Source organism: Azospirillum sp. P4_B5, from assembly GCF_056402275.1.
On record NZ_JBFUHT010000024.1, the window covers coordinates 54,286 to 74,183 of the forward strand.

The 19,898-nt window shown below is 69.2% G+C and carries 17 protein-coding genes; 8 read left to right on the forward strand and 9 right to left on the reverse strand.

All coding sequences use genetic code 11. The features are described 5' to 3' along the window. From AC1DVI_RS19135 to AC1DVI_RS19145, 3 genes are read right to left on the reverse strand one after another with little or no spacing between them, the layout of a single operon-like run. Positions 1-1,056, reverse strand: coding sequence for an ABC transporter substrate binding protein (locus AC1DVI_RS19135; RefSeq protein ID WP_476959327.1), 1,056 nt, complete (start codon positions 1,054-1,056; stop codon positions 1-3). Beyond that, entirely contained in the window at positions 1,053-3,032 is a 1,980-nt protein-coding gene (locus AC1DVI_RS19140; RefSeq protein ID WP_476959328.1) for an MFS transporter, read from the reverse strand. The genes AC1DVI_RS19135 and AC1DVI_RS19140 overlap by 4 nt, the downstream gene beginning before the upstream one ends. Beyond that, a complete protein-coding gene (locus tag AC1DVI_RS19145) occupies positions 3,029-3,850 on the reverse strand; it encodes a hypothetical protein (protein WP_476959329.1) in 822 nt (273 codons plus the stop codon). Before AC1DVI_RS19145 ends, AC1DVI_RS19140 begins: the two co-directional genes overlap by 4 nt. 373 nt (positions 3,851-4,223) lie before the next feature. Between AC1DVI_RS19145 and AC1DVI_RS19150 the strand changes: the two genes are divergently transcribed. The 4 genes from AC1DVI_RS19150 to topA all read left to right on the forward strand — a co-directional run bounded on the left by AC1DVI_RS19150 (position 4,224) and on the right by topA (position 10,648). Then, complete coding sequence (locus AC1DVI_RS19150) at positions 4,224-5,195, forward strand: response regulator (RefSeq protein WP_476959330.1); 972 nt, start codon at positions 4,224-4,226, stop codon at positions 5,193-5,195. Between the two features lie 181 nt (positions 5,196-5,376). Further along, a complete protein-coding gene (locus AC1DVI_RS19155; protein ID WP_476959331.1) occupies positions 5,377-6,549 on the forward strand; it encodes a helix-turn-helix domain-containing protein in 1,173 nt (390 codons plus the stop codon). Between the two features lie 86 nt (positions 6,550-6,635). Continuing rightward, positions 6,636-7,757 (forward strand): DNA-processing protein DprA, encoded by a 1,122-nt coding sequence (gene dprA / locus AC1DVI_RS19160; RefSeq protein ID WP_476959332.1) that lies wholly within the window; start codon positions 6,636-6,638, stop codon positions 7,755-7,757. 53 nt (positions 7,758-7,810) lie between these two features. Continuing rightward, positions 7,811-10,648, forward strand: a complete 2,838-nt coding sequence (gene topA, locus AC1DVI_RS19165; protein ID WP_476959333.1) for a type I DNA topoisomerase — start codon at positions 7,811-7,813, stop codon at positions 10,646-10,648. A gap of 44 nt (positions 10,649-10,692) precedes the next feature. Here the strand turns inward: topA and AC1DVI_RS19170 are convergent, their stop codons facing one another. Further along, the gene (locus AC1DVI_RS19170) at positions 10,693-11,025 is read right to left on the reverse strand and encodes a hypothetical protein (RefSeq protein ID WP_476959334.1); all 333 of its coding nucleotides are present in this window, start codon (positions 11,023-11,025) and stop codon (positions 10,693-10,695) included. 104 nt (positions 11,026-11,129) lie between these two features. After that, entirely contained in the window at positions 11,130-11,579 is a 450-nt protein-coding gene (locus AC1DVI_RS19175) for a hypothetical protein (protein WP_476959335.1), read from the reverse strand. Positions 11,580-11,735: 156 nt separating this feature from the next. Between AC1DVI_RS19175 and AC1DVI_RS19180 the strand changes: the two genes are divergently transcribed. Beyond that, positions 11,736-12,587: a fumarylacetoacetate hydrolase family protein gene (locus AC1DVI_RS19180; RefSeq protein WP_476959336.1), complete on the forward strand. Its 852-nt coding sequence runs from the start codon at positions 11,736-11,738 to the stop codon at positions 12,585-12,587. A 32-nt stretch (positions 12,588-12,619) separates the two neighbouring features. Beyond that, positions 12,620-13,882, forward strand: a complete 1,263-nt coding sequence (locus AC1DVI_RS19185) for a hypothetical protein (protein ID WP_476959337.1) — start codon at positions 12,620-12,622, stop codon at positions 13,880-13,882. A gap of 222 nt (positions 13,883-14,104) precedes the next feature. On the opposite strand, the gene AC1DVI_RS19190 is transcribed toward AC1DVI_RS19185, so the two are convergent. Genes AC1DVI_RS19190 through AC1DVI_RS19200 form a run of 3 tightly spaced genes read right to left on the reverse strand, consistent with a single transcriptional unit; the run spans position 14,105 to position 17,003 of the window. Then, on the reverse strand, positions 14,105-15,118 hold the full coding sequence (locus AC1DVI_RS19190; RefSeq protein WP_476959338.1) for a TRAP transporter substrate-binding protein: 1,014 nt from the start codon (positions 15,116-15,118) through the stop codon (positions 14,105-14,107). 30 nt (positions 15,119-15,148) lie between these two features. Next, positions 15,149-16,429, reverse strand: a complete 1,281-nt coding sequence (locus AC1DVI_RS19195) for a TRAP transporter large permease (protein ID WP_149167141.1) — start codon at positions 16,427-16,429, stop codon at positions 15,149-15,151. A gap of 34 nt (positions 16,430-16,463) precedes the next feature. After that, positions 16,464-17,003 carry a TRAP transporter small permease gene (locus tag AC1DVI_RS19200; RefSeq protein ID WP_476959339.1) on the reverse strand — a complete coding sequence of 180 codons (540 nt, stop codon included), beginning with the start codon at positions 17,001-17,003 and terminating at the stop codon, positions 16,464-16,466. A gap of 475 nt (positions 17,004-17,478) precedes the next feature. Here AC1DVI_RS19200 and hexR point away from each other — a divergent pair, with 475 nt between their 5' ends. Next, entirely contained in the window at positions 17,479-18,363 is an 885-nt protein-coding gene (hexR, locus tag AC1DVI_RS19205) for a transcriptional regulator HexR (RefSeq protein WP_476959340.1), read from the forward strand. Between the two features lie 90 nt (positions 18,364-18,453). Further along, positions 18,454-19,443: a tRNA dihydrouridine(20/20a) synthase DusA gene (dusA, locus tag AC1DVI_RS19210; RefSeq protein ID WP_476959366.1), complete on the forward strand. Its 990-nt coding sequence runs from the start codon at positions 18,454-18,456 to the stop codon at positions 19,441-19,443. On the opposite strand, the gene AC1DVI_RS19215 is transcribed toward dusA, so the two are convergent. Further along, the gene (locus AC1DVI_RS19215) at positions 19,424-19,897 is read right to left on the reverse strand and encodes a DUF3429 domain-containing protein (protein WP_476959341.1); all 474 of its coding nucleotides are present in this window, start codon (positions 19,895-19,897) and stop codon (positions 19,424-19,426) included. The genes dusA and AC1DVI_RS19215 overlap by 20 nt on opposite strands. Between the last annotated feature and the right edge of the window lies 1 nt (position 19,898).

The following is a 19,898-nucleotide window of genomic DNA, read 5'->3' on the forward strand; positions in this document are numbered from 1 at the left end:
TCAGGCGTCCTGCACGATTTCGGCGATGTTGAGCAGGCGCATCGGCGGGTAGAGGTCCAGTTGTTTGGCCGCCCCGATGCGCAGCAGCAGGGAGAAGCGGTTCAGCGTTTCCACCGGGATGGTGTCGGCGGGCTTGGCCCCGGTCAGGATCTCCACCGCCTTCAGCCCGGCGAAGCGCCCGACGTTGACCGCCGGGCTGACCAGCCCCATCAGCAGGTTGGCCCGGCGGATCGGCAGCTCGGTGGAGCAGAAGGTGGCCAGCCGGTGCGCCAGCGCCTGCTCCGCCACCACAGCGTTATTGCCGGAGGCGACCAGCGTGTCCGGCCCGATGTAGACCAGCTCCGACCCGGTGCGCGCCGCGTCGGCGATCAGGTCGGGAATGGCGGCGGCGACCGGCGCGCCGGAGGCGTCGCGCGGCAGGGCGGCGTCGTGGACCTCCACCCCCTGGCGGGCGGCCTCCTCCTTCAGGTCGCGCACGGCAACGACCATGTTGTCCTCCGCCGGGTTGTAGACCGCGGCGATCTTTTTCCAGCGACGGTAGGACAGCATCGTCTTCATCTGCACCGCGACCGGCGCGATGTGCCGCGTGCCGGTGACCGCGCGCCCCGGACGATCGAGCCCACGCACGACGCGCGACGCCACCGGGTCGGTGACCGAGGTGAAGACCACCGGCACGTCGGTCAGGAAGCGCGACGGGTCCGGATCGTCGTAGCGCCCGACCGTTCCCAGCGTGAGCGGGGTGAAGACCGTCACCACCAGATCGGGCTTGGACGCCCGGATCTCCGGCAGCAGCGCCGGCATGGCGGAGGCCTGAGGCACCTCGCGCACCTCCACCGTGGCGGACAGGCCGCTCGACGCGATGAAGTCGCGCAGGCCCAGCACGTCGCCCACATCCTTGCGCGGGGTCAGCACGACGATGCGCGCCGGCTTGGCGGCGGTGAAGGTCCGGGCCGTCGGACCGAAGGATGGCTGCTGCGCAAGGGCCGGGAAGCCGCCGGCCGCCAGCGTTCCAGCGGTGAGGGCTCCCGTCAGGACGGTGCGGCGGGACAGGCTCATGCGGGGGTCCTCTGCGGAAGATCGGCGGCGGGCGGGCGCGGGCGGAACAGGGCGCTCAGCAGAAGCTGCACGGCGACGCAGGCCGCCAGCACCGCGCCGATGCCCTTCAGCGCCCCGGCATAGCCGTAGTGGGCCAGGAACAGCCCGGCCAGGAATGGAGCGACGACGGAGCCCAGCCGCTCGATCAGGCGGAACATGCCGATCACCGTGGTCTCGCCCAACGCCGCCCGCTCCTTGACGCAGACGTCGGCGAGCATGGCGAGTTGCGGCGCGCCGAGCATGGCGTGCGCCACCCCCAGCAGGGCGACCCCGGCCAGCGCCGTGCCGAGCGAACCCGGCATCGACAGCACATACGCCGCCCCGGCGGCGGTCAGCCCGCCCGCCACCAGGAAGCCGATGCGCTGGCCCGAGCGGTCCGACAGCTTCGCGGCCATCGGCGACACCACGATCATCAGCAGCCAGTAGAGCAGCAGCACGCGCCCAATCCAGGACTGGCTGACCCCCTGGTCGTCCAGCGCCAGCGGCAGCAGGAAGAACAGCAACGCCGTCAGCCCCAGCTTGGCCGGGACCGCGCTGAAGACGGCCAGACCGACGAAGCGCGGGTTGCGCAGGCACAGCACGGCGTCCGCCAGACGCAGGCCGCGGCTGGATTTCGCCTGCGCCGCGCGCACCCGCGGCAGCACCTGCCACGCCATGAAGGCGGCCAGCAGCGCCAGCCCGGCGGAGATCAGGAAGGTCGTGCGGAACCCCACCTGCCCGGCGATCACGCCACCGATGGCCGGGCCGCAGACGCCGGCGCTGAGGATGCCGCCGGCGTACAGGGCGATGGCCTGGGCGCGCTGCTTGGGGTCGGTGGCGTCGATGACGAAGCCCTGAGCCGCGATGAAGACGCTGGCGTAGCCGATTGCGGTCAGGCAGCGCGCGACGATGAGCTGGATGAGGTCGGTGGCAAGGCCGGAGCCGACCAGACCGACGAAGGAGAGCAGCGCCCCGCCAAGGAACACCGCCCGCCGCCCCCGCCGTTCCGACACGCTGCCGGCGATCGGCTGGCTGACCGCCCAGAGCAGCATGAACAGGGCGATGGGCGCGCCGATGACCATCTCCATCGACAGGCCGGGCACCGGCTCGAACAGCTGCTTGATGTAAACGGACAGGAAGGTGCGGGTCAGCTCCTCCGCCAGGGAGAAGATGAAGATGGCGAAGCGCAGCTCCACCACCCGCTGCATCATGCCGATCTTGGTCATGGCCTGCTCGGAGGCGGTCATGTCGGCCTTGTGCTGCACGCTGTCCAGCGCCCAGTCGACGGCGCGCGACAGCTCGCCCACCTCGTCGCGGTTGCGCAGGGCGACGCGCACGCCGAGATGCCCGTCGGCGGCCTGCTTCATCACCGCCGTCACCCGGCGCAGCGGCGCCGCGACGGAGGAGCCGACGACCAGCAGCAGAATCTCGATGTTGAGCAGGATGGCGACGATCAGCACGGAGCCGAGGTCGAACACCACCTCGTTCATGGCGGAGCGGACATAGCCGGAATCGACGCCGACATGCAGCCGCGCCTCGCCGTTCCCCTCCAGGGGCAGGACGGTGTCGAGGAATTGCGGGGACTCGCCCTCCGGCGGGGCATCGGCGACGGTCAGCCGGCTGCCGGACCGCGCCTCCTCGGTCCCGGAGAAGGCGTGGAGGCGCCCGCCGATCTCCAGCGCCAGATACTTGACGTCCGGGTTCGCAGCCAGCGCGTCGGACAGCAGCTCGTCCATCCCGACCAGCTTGTCCAGCTCGAAGCCCAGCGCCACCGCGCGGTCGATCTGCGCCACCACGTAGGAGCCGACGACCTCGGCCTTGCGGGCCAGCTCGGGCTCGATCAGCGGGCGGAACAGCGTGTTGACGTGGTTGGTCTGGACGGCGAGGCTGACCAGCATCAGAATGGACACGACGCCCGTCAGCAGCCAGTTCAGGCGGCGGATGAAGGACAGCTTCATGGCGTGACTCCCGCCGGACGCGCGGACTCCGCCGCCGGACCGGCGGGCGGGGGATGGTCCTCCTCCGCCCCGTGCTGCTGCTGTTCCAGGATGCGGTCGGCGAAATCCTTCAGGCCGGGGGCGAAGGCCGCCAGTTCCGGGGTCAGGTTGGGCGGCTCGCCCATGCCCAGCATGTTGATGCTGGCGGTCATCTCGCGCAGCCGCCGCTGGATCGGGCGCAGCAGCAGCCAGACCGCCACCATGGTGACGAGAAGCCCGGTCAGCAGATTGATGCCGCCGGACAGCAGCAGGTCCGGGATGGTGCCACGGATGCCCGCCTGCACCTCGCCCAGCGAATAGGTCAGGGCGACGCCGCCGGCCACGCCGCCGAAGGCGTTGCGGATGCCGAGCAGAAGCGCCTGGCTGTCGCCATCGGCGACGGCGGCCACCCGGTCGGACTTGCCGTCGCGGGCGAAGGCCGCCTTCCAGCCGGCGGGGATCGCTCCCACCGGCCCGCTATGTCCCGCCCCCCGGCCCGCCGCCGCCAGCACCTCGCCCGTGTCGGTGAACAGGACCAAGCCGGTGATCCGGTCGTCCCGCGCCATCGCGCGCTGGATCAGCGCATCGAGATTGCGCAGGGCGGTGATGGACACGCCGAGGCTGACGGCGCCCTCCACCTCTCCCGCCAGCCCGCGCAGGGCGACGGTGAAGCGGGACGCCACGGTGTCCTCCACCATGCGCTCCATCTTCAGATAGGAGAGCGCCGCGGTGGAGAGCAGCGCGAAACAGAGCGCCACCTGCAGCAGCAAAATGATCTTGGTGGTCAGGGTTAGGCGCATGGGTCCGGTGCCGGCAAGGGATGCGGCCAACCTTACGCGCATCGCGCAAGCCGCCGATTCCAAGACGGGTCCAGTCTGGAGAAGACCCCGGCGACATGGCTCCGCTCCGGCCCGACCCTGCCGAACGCGTACCCTTGCCCACCGCACCGCAACCCAAAAGGGCAATCCGTTGAATTTGACTTATCAAACCAAGAATAGAAGACGCGGCGAACTCATCGTCTTATGCCGTTCCGCCTAATCCATCGAATTTTTGCGGAATTTTGAGACATTCTTCGATTGCTCTATTTTGGACCATGATTGCATCCATGATGGTTTGCTTTGCGTGGTAATCCTTAAGCACAGCATTCCATGCACCCAACGGGGAAGGGCTTCGATGCGGATCGAGTTGGAGCGACCCTTGGCGTGGCCGGTGCGCCCGGTCCAGACCACCACCGGCCTTCATGTTTCGGCGACGTCCATCCTGATCGCCTGCGCGGACCGCGCGCTGGGCATCGGCATGCACGACGCCTTCGAACGCAACGGCCACCGCATCCATGTGACCCACGACCCCATCGCGGCGCTCGACACGCTGGAGGCGGACGGCAGCATCGGCATCGTGGCGGTGGAACTGGCCCTTCCCCATTTCGACGGGCTGGCCCTGGTCGAGCGGATGCGCAAGAGCGTGCAGCGGCACCTCCAGGTCATCGTCGTCGCGCCCAACGCCACGGCGGCCGACGTCGTCCGCGCCATGCATCTGCGCGCGGCGGATTTCGTCAGCGATCCGCAGGACGGCAGCCAGCTTCACGGCGCGCTCGCCCGCGCACTGGCCGCCCATCAGGCGGCGGCCCCCTTGCCCGCCCCGCCCCCGTCCGCCGGCAATGGCGAGTTGCAGGGTGCGCTGGAGGACGCCTACCGCCACGGCCTCGCCCTCATCGAAGCGGTGAAGGCGCTGCGCGAGGGCCAGCCGGCGGCTGCCGCTCCGGCCCCGGTCCCCGCTCCCCCCGCCTCCACCTCCGCCGCGACAGGAGAGAACCGGCGCTTGGCGGTGCTGAGAACCCTCCAGCAATCCCGCGTCGCCCGCGACAAGTATTTCCCGAAGGGGCTGTTCGAGGACCCCTGCTGGGACATGCTGCTCGATCTGATGGCCAACCATCTGCGCGGGCGGCGGATTTCCGTGTCGTCGCTGTGCATGGCCTCCGGCGTGGCCCAGACCACGGCGCTGCGGCGGATCACCGAACTGCACGACCGCGGGCTGGTACGCCGGATCGCCGATGAGAAGGACGGCCGCCGTGTCTTCATCGAACTGACCGAGCAGGGGATCGCCGCCCTGTCCGACTATGTCGAGCACATTCAGGAATTGACCTGACCGGCAGGAGTTGACCTGACCGGCAGGAGTTGACCTGACCGGATCGGCGCGAATTGGCCCGGTCCGGCGGGTTTCCCGCCCAGACTGCTTCAACCGGGACCCGTCCCGGATCGACAGCGCTCCCCGAAAGCGGCCAACATCGCGGTAAGGAACGCCCTGCGCGCAGGACGGCGGAGACCCGATGGCCGACCAGAAACTGAAGGATGTGATCGTCGTCGCGACCCCCACCGAGGGGATCGGCCCGACATCCTCCCTGCCCACGCGCCCGGCGACGCCCAGCGAGGAGCCGGACCGCCAGCGTCTGGCCGAACGGCTGCGCGCGCAGGGCTGGAGCTACCGCCGCATCGCGGAGGAACTTCAAGTCTCCTACATCCTGGTGTCGCGCTGGCTGGGGGGTGACGGCGCCACGCCCACCGGCTCGCGCACGCCCCCTGCCGCCGCAACTCCCTCCCCACCGCCGCCCGTGCCAAACGGGGGGCGGACGACCAAGGCGACCAAGGCCGCGAAGTCGACGGCAACCGCAGCGGCGGCCAACGCCGACGAGGATGTTCTGGCGCTCCAGTTCCGCGCCTTCGAACAGTATGTGCGCGAGGTCATCGACGCGATGGAGACGCGGCACGAGTCGCTTCTCCAACGCCAGGAGGATTTGATCCAGGCGCTCGACACGGAACGCGCCGCCGCCCGCGTGCGGGAAGAGGAACTGCTCGCCACCCTCGACCAGGAGCGCCAGCGCTGGAGCGAGGCCGAGGATCGCTTCCGCGAGGAGCTCGATCGCTTCAAGGCGGAGATGCGCCGCGGCCAGGGCGCGGCGAGCGCGGTCGCCGTTGCCGCCACGGCTCTCGGCGAGGACGATGAGGAGGAAGAAGAATCCTCGGATTTCTCTGCCTTCAGCTTCGACGACGATGAGGACGAGGCCAAGGACGACGAGGCGGGCGGCGGTGACGCCAACGCCTTCAACTTCGATGATGACGAGGACGAGGACGAGGACGGCAGCGATCCCTTCAGCTTCGACACCGACGACACGGAGGAGAAGACCGAAGACGAAACGGCCGAGGCGACCGACTCGGCCAACAACTCCGACGACGACAGCGACCCCTTCAGCTTCGACGATGACGAAACGGAGGAGACGGCCGAGGACAGCCCCGCCAAGACGGATGCGGAACCGGAGGAGGACCCGTTCTCCTTCGACACGGACGACGATCCGGACGAGTCCAAGGCCGAAACCGAGCCGGCCGGAACCGCGAAGGCCGACGCCGAGGACGATCCCTTCTCCTTCGACGACGAGCCGGAGCCGGAACCCGAACCGGAGGCTCCGCCGAAGAAGAAGGGGCTCTTCGGCTTCTGGCGCAAATGAAGCGCCGGGCCTGAGTCTTGAGACTGCGGCCAACGCACACGTTTGCGTGTTGATCGTGCCCCGCCTCCGGTTGTATGAAGTGGCTTATGATTCAACCGCGCCGCACCCTGTCCGCCGCCGAGCGGTTCGACTGGCTCCGACTCATTCGAACCGAGAATGTCGGACCGATCACCTTCCACCGCCTGCTGGAGCAGTTCGGCAGCGCCGGCGCCGCACTGGAGGCGCTGCCCGACCTCGCCAAGCGCGGCGGGCGGACCAAGCCGCTGCGCATCGCGGCGAAGGCGGACATCGAACGCGAGTTGCGCGCCAATGACCGCATCGGCGCCCGCCTGCTCTTCTCCTGCGAGCCCGACTATCCGGAACCCATGGCGGCGCTGGACGACGCCCCCCCGGCTGTGTCGCTCCTCGGTCACCCGCATCTGCTGCAACGGCGCGCGGTGGCGCTGGTCGGGGCGCGCAACGCCTCGATGAACGGCAAGAAATTCGCCGAGCGGCTGGCGCGGGAACTGGGAGAGGCCGGACTGCTGGTCGTTTCCGGGCTGGCGCGGGGGATCGACACGGCGGCCCATGCCGGGGCGCTCGGCAGCGGAACGGCGGCGGTGGTGGCGGGCGGCGCCGACGTGGTCTACCCGCCGGAGAACGAAAAGCTCTACCGCGACATAGTGCAGCAGGGTGTGATCGTGGCGGAAAGCCCGGTCGGCACGACGCCGCAGGCCCGCCATTTCCCGCGCCGCAACCGGCTGATTTCCGGCCTGTCGCTGGGGGTTCTGGTGGTGGAGGCGGCGCTGCGGTCCGGCTCCCTCATCACCGCGCGCATGGCGCTGGAACAGGGACGGGAGGTGATGGCGGTTCCCGGTTCTCCGCTCGACCCGCGCTGTCAGGGCACCAACAATTTGCTGCGTCAGGGGGCGGCCTTGGTGGAGGGGGTGGACGACGTGCTGCGGGCGCTGGACAACCGGTCGCCGCCAACCCTGCGGGAGCGCCAGGGCGACCTGTTCGCCCAGGCCCGCCCCGCTCCGCCGTCCGAGGCGGACCTTGATTCGGCGCGCGCCGTCATCCTGGAAAACCTCGGTCACACACCAGTTGCCATTGACGAACTCGTCCGCGGGTGCCAATTGTCCGCTCCGGTGGTGTTGACCGTGGTGCTGGAACTTGAGCTTGCGGGCCGTGTCCAGCGCCAGCCTGGGAATCAGGTGAACCTGATCTGATCCCGATCCGCACCGCCGGTGAATGGGATAGGCACTTTCAGGGGCGCGGACTCTTGCCGGGCAGCAACGTCGTCATCGTCGAATCGCCGGCCAAGGCGAAAACCATCAACAAATACCTTGGCTCGGACTACACCGTGGTCGCCAGCTTCGGCCATGTGCGCGACCTTCCGGCGCGCGACGGATCGGTGCGTCCGGACGAGGACTTCGCCATGGACTGGGAGTTGGGCGACCGCTCCAAGCGCCACATCGACGAGATCGCCAAGGCGGTCAAAGGGGCCGAGCGCGTCTATCTCGCAACCGACCCGGATCGCGAAGGGGAAGCCATCGCCTGGCATTTGTCGGAGCTGCTGCGCGAAAAGCGGCTGATCGACGACTCCAAGGTCCAGCGCATCACCTTCAACGAAATCACCAAGACCGCCGTCCAGGCCGCGCTGGAAGCCCCGCGCGACGTCTCGCGGGAGCTGGTGGACGCTTATCTGGCCCGCCGCGCCCTCGACTATCTTGTGGGCTTCACCCTGTCGCCGGTGCTGTGGCGCAAGCTGCCGGGCTCGCGCTCGGCCGGCCGCGTGCAGTCGGTGGCTCTGCGCCTGATCTGCGAGCGCGAGTCGGAAATCGAGGTCTTCAAGCCGCAGGAGTATTGGACCATCGAGGTGGGCTTCGCCACGCCGGGCGGCGCCTCCTTCACGGCCCAGCTCACCCAGCTCGACGGCAAGCGGCTCGACAAGTTCGCCCTGCCCGCCCGTGAGGCGGCGGAGGCTGCGGTGGCGCGCATCAGCCCGCAGGCCTTCTCGGTCGCGACGGTGGAGCGCAAACAGAGCCGCCGCAACCCCTCCCCGCCCTTCACCACCTCGACCCTTCAGCAGGAGGCCTCGCGCAAGCTGGGCTTCGGCGCCACCCGCACCATGCGCACCGCGCAGCGGCTGTACGAGGGCGTGGACATCGGCGGCGAGACGGTCGGCCTGATCACCTACATGCGAACCGACGGCGTCAGCCTGTCGCAGGAGGCCATCGAGGGCGCCCGCAACCTGATCGGCTCCCATTGGGGCGAGCGCTACGTCCCGGCGCAGCCGCGCGTCTACAAGACCGCCGCCAAGAACGCCCAGGAAGCCCACGAGGCCATCCGCCCGACTGACCTGTTCCGCCGCCCGGAGGAGGTCGCCACCTATCTGGAAGGCGACGAGCTGCGGCTGTACGAGCTGATCTGGAAGCGCACGCTGGCCAGCCAGATGGAAAGCGCGGTGTTGGATCAGGTGGCGGTGGACATCGCCTCGCCGTCCAAGGACGTCGTGCTGCGCGCCACCGGCTCGGTCGTCGTGTTCGACGGCTTCCTGAAGGTCTATCAGGAGGACCGCGACGACGGCGCCGCCGACGACGACCAGGAGCGCCGCCTGCCCGCCATGGAGCAGGGCGACGCCCTCGCCCGCGGCGACATCAGCCCCGAGCAGCATTTCACCCAGCCGCCGCCCCGCTACACCGAGGCGAGCCTGGTCAAAAAGCTGGAGGAGCTGGGCATCGGCCGCCCGTCCACCTACGCCTCCATCCTCCAGGTGCTCCAGGACCGTAATTATGTGCGGCTGGACAAGCGGCGCTTCATTCCGGAAGACCGCGGCCGTTTGGTCACCGCCTTCCTGAAGAACTTCTTCAACCGGTATGTCGAGTACAACTTCACCGCCGACCTGGAGAACAAGCTCGACGAGATTTCCGACGGGCGGATCGACTGGAAGACCGTGCTGCGCGACTTCTGGCGCGCCTTCCACGTCGCGGTGGACGGGACCAAGGACCTGACCATCACCCAGGTTCTGACCACGCTGGACGAGGAGCTGGGTCCCCATTTCTTCCCGACCAACGCCGACAGCGGCACGCCGGGACACGACCCGCGCGTCTGCCCGGTGTGCAGCCAGGGCCGGCTCGGCCTGAAGCTCGGCAAGATGGGCGCCTTCATCGGCTGCTCGCGCTATCCGGACTGCCGCTACACCCGCCCGCTCGCCGTCGCCAACGACGAGAACGGCGAGGCGCAGGAAGGCCCGCGCGAGCTGGGCAACGATCCGGAAACCAGCCTGCCGGTGACCGTGCGGCGCGGCCCCTACGGCGCCTACATCCAGCTCGGCCCGCCCCCGGTGGCCGCCGCTCCGGCCGAGGCCGTGGCCGAGGAGGCGCCCGCCGACGGCAAAAAGACCAAGGGCAAGAAGAAGGTCAAAACCGAGGAACCGAAGCCCAAGCGCGTCTCGCTGCCCAAGGGCATGGCCGCCGCCGACGTGGATCTCGACACCGCGCTGAAGCTGCTCGCCCTGCCGCGCAGCATCGGCAACCACCCGGAAACGGGCGAGGACATCAGCGCCGGCATCGGCCGCTTCGGCCCCTACCTGAAGCACGGCAGCGTCTACAAGTCGCTGACGCCCGACGACGACGTGCTGACCATCGGCATCAACCGCGCGGTGGATCTGCTGGCGGGCGCCGCCAAGAAGGCCTCGGCCCCCGCCAAGACACTGGGCGACCATCCGAAGACCGGCAAGCCGGTGACCACCGGTTCGGGTCGCTTCGGCCCCTACGTCAAGCACGGCTCCGTCTACGCCTCCATCCCCAAGGGCACGGAAGCGGACAGCGTGACCCTGGAGCAGGCGCTGGAGCTTCTGGAGGCCAAGGCCGCCAAGGACGCCGCCAAGAAGGGCAAGGCCCCGAAGGACGCCGAACCGGCGGCGGCCGACGGCGCCGAGGCTCCCGCCAAGGCCGAGAAGCCGACCAAGGCCAAGGCGACGGCCTCGAAGAAGGAGCCGGCCAAGAAGGACGCGGTGAAAAAGGCCGCTCCGAAGAAGGCGGCTGCCAAAAAGGCCGATACCGAGAAGGCCGATGCAGGCAACGAGGAAAAGCCCGCCCCCCGCAAGCGGGCCTGACCGCGGGGAGAATCTCGGCCCGATGAGTGAGCGCACGGCCCCCGTCAGGCGGTGGCGGTCGCCTTGGCCTTGGCCGCGTTGCGGCGATGGCGCAGCTTGACGCGGATGCGCTCGACGGGGCCGAGCAGCCGGGGATGACGACGCTTCAGCCGAACGAACAGGCGGCGGGCGTTCGCAGAATTGCGCAGCAGGATCACCCCACCGGCAAGGGCCACCGGGAAGCCGAACGGCCCCGGCAACGGCGACATCAACGCGCCCAGACCGATCAGGCTCCACCCCGTGCCGATCAGAGCCAGTTGCCGGACACGGGCTAGCGTGGGCCTCGGAAAAGTGGACCGGGCCAGCAGCGAACGGCGAATGATGGCGCGGCGATGCATCGGGGCTCCTCCTCCTGTGCCGAGAGCCATATGGGGGCAGCCGGGCATGGGGGAAGAGCCTGGAGGATGTGACTTTTCGGGGAGGTCGCGGGCAAAGGGGGGTGTCAGTGCAATGGCGCGGCGCTGCGGGGCGGTCCCAGGACGAACAGCGCGGCGGTCACCTCCGCCGGGGCCGGCGCCCATTCGAAGTCGCGCATCAGCTCGCTGCGGGCGGCGTCGGCGCGCTCCGCCAGGGCGTTGCAGTCGGTCCGCCGGGCCGGCTTGCGGCACCTCCGGTCGGCGCAGCTTTCTAGCATCAGGCGGATCATCCGTTCCCGCTTGGCGGCGTCGACGAATCCCGACTGGTCGAAATACAGCTTGGTGAAGGCGACCTCGGTCACCGTCGGCGTCGCGCCCTGCTTGCCGACCAGCACCGCCGACACCAGTTCAACGCAGCGGCCGGCGTAATCGGGGATCGGCGCCGTGCCGTCGTCGGCGCGGTCGTATTGGCGGCTCGGCAGTTCGACCAGCCGCCCGGTCGATTCCTTCACGAGGTAACGGCGCCACACCGGCATATCCGTCTCCCGTCTGGTTTCCCCATGGGCTGAAAAAAGGGTACACCAGACCGGACCGCGACGGAACAGCCCCTTTCCGGCTTCGGCCGGAACCGGACAGCACTCACCGGAGGAGAGGCGCGGCTCAACCTTCGGGAACGGGAAGGGTTTAGACTGATGAAACTTCTGCGATTCGGCCCGCCGGGCGATGAGCGTCCGGGCCTTCTGGACCGCAACGGCGTGATCCGCGACCTGTCGGGCGTGGTGTCGGACATCGGTCCGGCCACGTTGACCGAGGACGGTCTGGCCCATCTGCGCACGCTCGACACCGACCGGCTGGCCCAGGTGCCGGACGGGACCCGGCTCGGCCCCTGCGTCACCGGGGTGTCCAAGGTGGTCTGCGTCGGGTTGAATTACCGAGCCCACGCCGCCGAATCCGGCCTGCCCGAGCCGGCGGAACCGGTGCTGTTCATGAAGGCGACCACCGCCATCTGCGGCCCCAACGACCCGGTCCAGATGCCGAGGGGCGCCACCAAACTCGATTGGGAGGTCGAACTCGGCATCGTCATCGGCCGCACCGCCCGCTACGTCGATCGGGCCGACGCCTTCGACCACATCGCCGGCTACTGCGTCCTCAACGACGTGTCGGAGCGCGCCTTCCAGACCGAGAGCACCGGCCAGTGGGTCAAGGGCAAGAGCGCCGACAGCTTCTGCCCGATCGGTCCCTGGATGGTCACCCGCGACGAGGTGCCCGACCCGCAGGCGCTGCGCCTGTGGCTGGAGGTGGACGGCCAGCCGATGCAGGACAGCACGACCGCCGACATGATCTTCGGCGTCGCCGAGATCGTGTCCTACATCAGCCGCTTCATGACCCTTCTGCCGGGCGACGTCATCGCCACCGGCACGCCGCAGGGCGTGGCGATGGGGCGCGGACCGAACCATCCCTGGCTCCAGCCCGGCCAGACCATGCGCCTGGGCGTCGAAGGGCTGGGCGAGCAGCGCCAGTCCGTCCGCGCCTTCGAAGGCTGAGCGGCGCCGGGACCGGAATGGGAGAGTCTTCGATGAAGCGAAAAAGCCGTCTGGCCGCGTGGCTGCTCGCCGCCGGTCTCGGCACCTTGGCGGCGTCATCAAGCGCCGCAAGGGCCGAGGACAGCGCCGCGGCGCTGGCCGGGAAGACCTGCGGCACGCTGGAGTCGCGGGTGGCGGAGATCTCCGGCTCCGGACCGGTGTTCCTGCGCAGCTACGACAGCAGCTTCGGCGTCGGCCAGACGTCGGAGCTGCCGTTGCGCGACGCGGCCTTCACCTACGACAACGCGCTGGCCGTCATCGCCCTGGTCGCCTGCGGCAAGACCGAGCCGGCGCTGCGCATTGGCGAGTCGCTGCTCTCCGCGGCCACGCTGGACCGGGCGCGGCGCCAGGGGCGGCTGCGCAACACCTACCGCGCCGGCGCCCAGACCCAGAAGCCGATCCCGCCCATGGGCTGGTGGGACGTCACCGCGAACCGCTGGTTCGAGGACGCCTATCAGGTCGGCTCCGCCACCGGCAACGTCGCCTGGGCGGGGTTGGCGCTGATGACTCTGGGCGAGGCGACCGGCGAGGAGCGCTTCCGCAACGGTGCGGCGGAGCTGGCCCGCTGGGTGGTGGCCAACACCGCCGACCCGCGCGGGCCGGGCGGCTTCAACGGCGGCGTCCAGGGCTTCGACGACAAGCCGCAGGCCCTGACCTGGAAGGCGACGGAGCACAACACGGACCTCGTCGCCCTGTTCGGCTGGCTGGAGCGCAGCGGCACGGCAGGCGACTGGGCCGGGCCGGAGAAGGCGGCGCGCGGCTTTCTCGACCGCATGTGGGCGGACGGCGGCGGGCATTTCCCCACCGGCACGGCGCCGGACGGGGTAACGGTCAACCGGGCCACGTCCGGTCTGGACGCCCAGCTCTGGCCGTTGCTGCTGCGCGGCGCGCCGGAGGCGTGGCGGATGGCGCTGGATTATGCGGAGACGGCCCACGGGGTCGACGGCGGTTTCGACTTCAACGACGACCGCGACGGCATGTGGGTGGAAGGTACGGCGCAGGCCGCGCTGGTCTACCGCCTGCTGGGGCGGTCCGACGAGGCGCAGCGGCTTCTGGCCGAGGTCGGCAAGGAGGTCAGCCGCGGCGGCCATGTCTGGGCGACGCGCGAGGACAGCATCACCACCGGCCTCGCCATCGGGCCGGACAGCACCACGGACGATTTCCGCTACTACCGCCGCCCGCATCTGGCGGTGACGGCCTGGACGGTCCTGGCCGCCGTGGGCTGGAACCCGTTCACCGGTGAGCGGGTGAAGTAAAAAACCCCTTCTCCCCTCCGGGGAGAAGGTTGGGATGAGGGGGCGCCCGCAGGGCGGATACGCACTGCAATGAGGCTGCGTTTCCGGCCTGTGGCCGCCCCCTCACCCTGACCCTCTCCCCGCTTTCGGCGGACCACAGGTCCGCCTGTCGCGTCAGCGCAAACTTCGTTTGCGCGTGAGCGGAGGGGAGAGGGAATTTAGTGGCTTACTTGCGGACCTTGCTTACTTGCGGACCTTGTTGATCTCGCCCTGCAGTTCGTTGAGCAGGTCGGCGCCGCCTTCCGCGGCGAACTTGTCCATGGCCGGCTTGACCATCTCACGCATGCGGCCCAGTTCGGCGTCGCTCAGCTCGTTGATCTGCATGCCCTTGTCCTTGAGGTAGGCGATGCTCTGCTTCGACGCCTCGCGGCTGTCCTTGCGCTCGAAGTCGCGCGAGGCGGCGGCGGCTTCGTTGATGATCTTGCGCTCGTCGTTGGACAGGCCGTCGTACCAGCGCTTGGAGGCCAGAACGATCCACGGGCTGTAGACGTGCTTGGAAATGGTCAGGTACTTCTGGACCTCGTAGAACTTCGAGGACTGGATGGTGGTGACCGGGTTCTCCTGGCCGTCCACGGTGCCCGTCTCCATGGCGGTGAACAGCTCGGAGAAGGACAGCGGCACGGCGTTGGCGCCGAAGCCGTTGAACATGTCGATGTAGACCGGGTTCTGCATGACGCGCAGCTTGATGCCCTTCAGGTCCTCGACCTTCTCGACCGGGCGCTTGCTGTTGGTCAGGTTGCGGAAGCCGTTCTCCCAATAGACGAGGCCGACGAGGCCCTTGTCGTTCAGCTTGGCCGCCAGCTTCTGGCCGAACGGGCCGTCGAACACGGCGTCGGCCTCCTGCTCGTTGTTGAACAGGAAGGGCAGGTCGAAGACGGCGAAGTCCTTGACGATGCCGACCAGCGTGGCGGTCGAGCCGACCATCATCTCCTGCGCGCCGCCGATCAGGGCGTTCTGCATCTGGATGTCGCTGCCCAGGCTGGCGTCGGCGAAGCCCTTGACCTTCAGCTTGCCGCCGGAGCGCTTGGACATCTCCTCGACGAAGAACTTCACGGCGCGGCCCTGGTTGCTGCTCTCCGACAGGCCATAGCCGAAGCGGATCAGGCGCGGCTTGATGTCCTGGGCAGAGGCGGCGACGGGGGCGAGGATGGCGGCGGCGAGGCCGGTCGCCAGAAGGACGGAACGGAGCAGCTTCATGGATCGGTTCTTCCCTGTAGCGTGTTGTGATTAATGGCGGAACAGAGTCAGCGGGGCCGTGACGATCTCCGGTACGGCGATCAGCAGGCTCAGCAGAAGCAGGTAGGTCAGAAGGAACGGCCAGATGCCGCGCGTGGCGCTTTCCAGCGAGATGCGGGCGACGCCGCACACCACGTTCAGCACCGTGCAGACCGGCGGATGGATCAGGCCCAGCGTGCCGGTCAGGACGAACATCACGCCGAAATAGGTCGGGTCGATGCCCGCCGCCGCCGCCAGCGGAGTCAGCACGGGGCCGAGCACCAGGATCGTCGGCGTCAGGTCCATCACCGTGCCGACGGCCAGCAGCAGCAGCGTGATGGCGACCATCAGCAGCTTCGGGTGCTCCAGCAGCGGCGACAGCATCTCGTTCATCTGCTGCGGCAGGTCGGCCAGCGTCACCATGTAGGACGACACCAGCGCCGCCGCGCACAGGAACATCACCGTGCTGGTGGTGCGCGCAGCCTGGACGAGCAGCGGCACCAGATCCTTCAGCGTCACCTGCCGGTAGACGAACAGCGCCACGACCAGCGAGTAGACGGCGGCGACCACCGCGGCCTCGGTCGGCGTGAAGATGCCGCCGCGCAGGCCGCCGATGATGATGACCGGCAGGGCCAGCGCCCACACGCCGTCGAGCAGCGCATGGCGGCGCTGCTGCCAGTTCGCCTTGGGCTGGAGCTTCACGGTCATGCCGCGCACCACCCACATCCAGGTCAGCACCAGACCGGCGCCCATCAGCAGGCCGGGCACGATGCCGGCCATGAACAGGCCGCTGATCGAGGTGTTGGTGGTCACGCCGAAGATGATGAAAGGCATGCTGGGCGGGATGATCGGGGCGATGATGCCGCCCGACGCGATCAGGCCGGCGGAGCGCGGCACAGGGTAGCCGTTGTCGCGCATCATCGGGATCAGCAGCGTGGCGAGCGCCGCCGTGTCGGCGATGGCCGAGCCGGACAGGCTGGCCAGCATCACCGAGGCGCCGATGGTCACGTAGCCCAGACCGCCGCGGATGTGTCCGACGAGGCTGACCGCGAGGTTGATGATGCGCTGCGAGATGCCGCCGGCGTTCATCAGCTCGCCGGCCAGGATGAAGAAGGGCACCGCCATCAGCGGGTAGTTGTCGGCGCCGCTCAGCATGTTCTGGGCGACGAGCTGGGCGTCGAAGAAGTCGAGATGCACCATCAGCGCCACGCCCGTCAGCATCAGGGCGAAGGCGATGGGCATGCCGAGCAGCATCAGGCCGAACAGCGAGGAGAGGAAGACCGCAAGGGCCATGGAACGGGCTCCGCTTTCAGAAGGCCGGACGGTGTCAGTGCTCGGCGATGGCGCCGCCCTGCGGGGCGGTGGCGCCGTGGGGGTCGCCGTTGCCGGGAATGTGCGCCGTCGCGTCGCCCGACAGGATTCGCCAAAGGTTGGCGAGGATCGTCAGAGCCATGGCGATCGCCGGGAAGAAGCCCGCGGCGGCGTAGAAGGCCATGGGGAAGCTCAACACCGTGGAGCGCGTCTCCATCCCGATCAGAAGCTGGAACCAGCTCCCCTCGATGAACAGCCACAGCGCGTAGATCATCAGCAGGTGGCTGACCACCGCGCAGGCCCGGCGGGCGCGGACCGGCAGGCGCGACTGGAGGATGTCCAGCCCGAGATGCTGGTTGCGGCGCAGCGCCAGCGTGGCGCCCAGGAAGACCAGCCAGACGAACATCAGGCGGGCCAGTTCCTCGGCGGCGACGATGCCGCTGTTGAAGCCGTACCGCAGAACCACGTTGCCGAAGACCAGCACCACCATCACGGCGAGCATCAGCGCCATGATCCATTCGGTGACCATCTCCAGCGCTTCCACCACGCGCTTCATGCACACTCCTCGGCCTGCCTCGCGGCGGGGCTCACCTGATCGGAAAGGGCGGCGGCAGGGGACGGCGCGGGAAGGCACGGGCGGCGCGACGCACCGGCAGCGGGGCCGGGCGGCGGGTCGGGGTTCCTCCCACTTGGTCTCTTGCCGGGGTCTCTTGCCGGGACCTTGAATTTTCTGTGTCGGAAAATAGAGGAGTCCCGCAACCGAGTGAAGAAGATTTTCTTCATATCGGCGGGATGGAGGCCCGACAATGAGCCTAACGACGAAAATTATCTTCACAAGCCGCCCCACCCCGCATAGCTTGGGGCCCATGGAAGGCGGCGCGACGACCCGGCCGCGCGGACCAGGGCACGCTATGCCGTTCGCGGCGGCGGTGGTACGGTCCCGCCGCCCAACGACGCCCGGAGCCGAGAAGGCCGGGGCCCAAGAACGCTTTTAGGGCAAGAACGCTTTTAGGGATGGACGGTCCGTTTCGATGCTCCAGCCGGTGAACATCCTCGATCACATCCGCGGCCGCCTGCCGGAGTTGAAGCGTTCCGAGGCCCAGGTCGCCGAGATGGTGCTGGTCGAGCCGCAGAAGGTCCTGGGGCAGAGCATCACCGTGCTGGCCCAGGCCGCCGGGGTCAGCGAGGCGACCGTCGTTCGCTTCTGCCGCAGCATCGGCTGCGCCGGCTTCCCGGATTTCAAGCTCCGGCTGGCCGAGGGGCAGGCCCGCGGCACGCCATTCGTCAGCCAGGACGTGGCGCCGGACGACGAGACTCCGACCGTCGCGCGAAAAATCTTTTCATCCGCCGCCGCCGCCCTGAACGACGCGGCCGGCGCGCTCGACATGGCGGCCGTCTCCCGCTCCGTGGAGCTGCTGGCCGAGGCCTCCAGCATCCTGTGCATCGGCACCGGCGCCTCGGCGGTGGTTGCGGAGGACGCGGCGCACAAGTTCATGCGCTTCGGCATGGCGGCGCAGGCCAGCGCCGACCCGATGATGGTCCGCATGCTGGCGGTCAACCTGGGAGCGCGCGGCGTCCTGCTGGCGATCTCCAACACCGGGCGCACCGTGATGGTGACCGAGTTGGCGCAGATGGCCCGCGACCTGGGCATCCCGGTCATCGCGATCACCGCGCCGGGCTCGCCGCTGGCCGCCGTCTCGTCGGTCGCCATCGGCCACACGCCGGTCGAGGACGCGGAGATCTACACGCCGATGGCCTCCCGCCTCGTCCATCTGGCGATCATCGACGTGCTGTCCACCGGCGTGGCGCTGAAGCTCGGCGCCGAGGCGCGGCATCATCTGGCGAAGGTGAAGGCCGTGCTGTCCGGCACCCGCTCCTCCCACGGCAAGCCCGCCCGGGGCCGCCATCGGGCATAAAAGGACAAGCCCCCTTGCCATCCGGCCCGGCTTGGTCCAATTGGTGCGCCGCCGTTCCCGATTTACAGACAGTTCTTGCCCATGCCCGCCATGCCCGCCATTGCCCTCAGCGTTGCACCGATGATGGACTGGACGGACCGCTCCTGCCGGTTCTTCCATCGCCTGCTGTCGAAGAACACGCTGCTCTACACCGAGATGGTCACCACCGGCGCCGTGCTGCACGGCGACCGCGAGCGGCTGCTCGGCTACGACGCGGCGGAGCATCCGGTGGCGCTCCAACTCGGCGGGTCGGACCCGGCGGAGCTGGCCGCCTGCGCCCGCATCGCCGAGGAGTGGGGCTATGACGAGGTCAATCTGAACGTCGGCTGCCCGAGCGACCGCGTTCAGTCCGGCCGCTTCGGTGCCTGCCTGATGGCCGAGCCCGATCTGGTCGCCCGGCTGGTCGGCGCCATGCGCGAGGCGGTGTCGATCCCCGTCACCGTGAAGTCGCGCATCGCCATCGACGAGATGGAGGAATGGCCGACGCTGGACCAGTTCGTCCGCACCGTCTCCGCCGTCGGCTGCACCCACTTCATCGTGCACGCCCGCAAGGCGTGGCTGAAGGGCCTCAGCCCCAAGGAGAACCGGGACATCCCGCCGCTGCGCTACGACCTCGTGCACCGGCTGAAGCAGGAGAACCCGCAGCTCACCATCGCCATCAACGGCGGCATCCGCACCCTGGACGAGGCGGCGGAGCATCTCGCCACGCTGGACAGCGTGATGATCGGGCGCGCCGCCTACGAGACCCCCTACATCCTGGCCGACGCCGACCGGCGCCTGTTCGGCGGGGAACCCGGCCCCGACCGCTGCGCGGTGGTCGAGGCCATGGCGGCCTACGCGGAGGAGCGGATGCGTCAGGGGGCGCCGCTGTCGGCGATCACCCGGCACATGCTGGGACTGTTCCAGGGCCTGCCCGGCGCCCGCGCGTGGCGCCGCCACATCAGCGAGAACGCCCACCTCCCCGGCGCCGGGCCGGAAGTGCTGCTGAAGGCCGCGGCGCTGGTGCCCCAACGCGAAGCGGTCATGCAGCGAGCGGGATGAGCGCGGCGAGCGACAGGCAGACGACGATGCTCAGGCGGGTCCGAAGCGTGCCGAACCAGCGGGGATAGCGCCCATCCGCCGCCGCGCTGCGGTCCACCGCCCAGGCGAGGAGGAAGGACAAAATCAGAGCCGGCACCGTCAGGCCGGACGGCAGCAGGGTGGCGCCCCACCCCAGCAGCGACGGCGCGACTCCCCAAGCCAGCCACGCCGGCCCGCTCGTCCCGCCGTCCCGCCCCGCCCCATCCCGCGCCGCGAGGATGCGGCCCCAGTGGATGGCGCCGATGAAGGACAGGATCGACACCGCGTAGACGACAACCGCCCGAACCACGGCGGCCTGCCCGTCGCCCTCCGCCATCCAGGCCAGCGCGGTGCCGACGACGAAGGGCACCAGCCCGCCGTAGGACAGCAGCCGGACGACCGAGGCCCGGCGATCATCGAAGGACAGCGCGTCCATG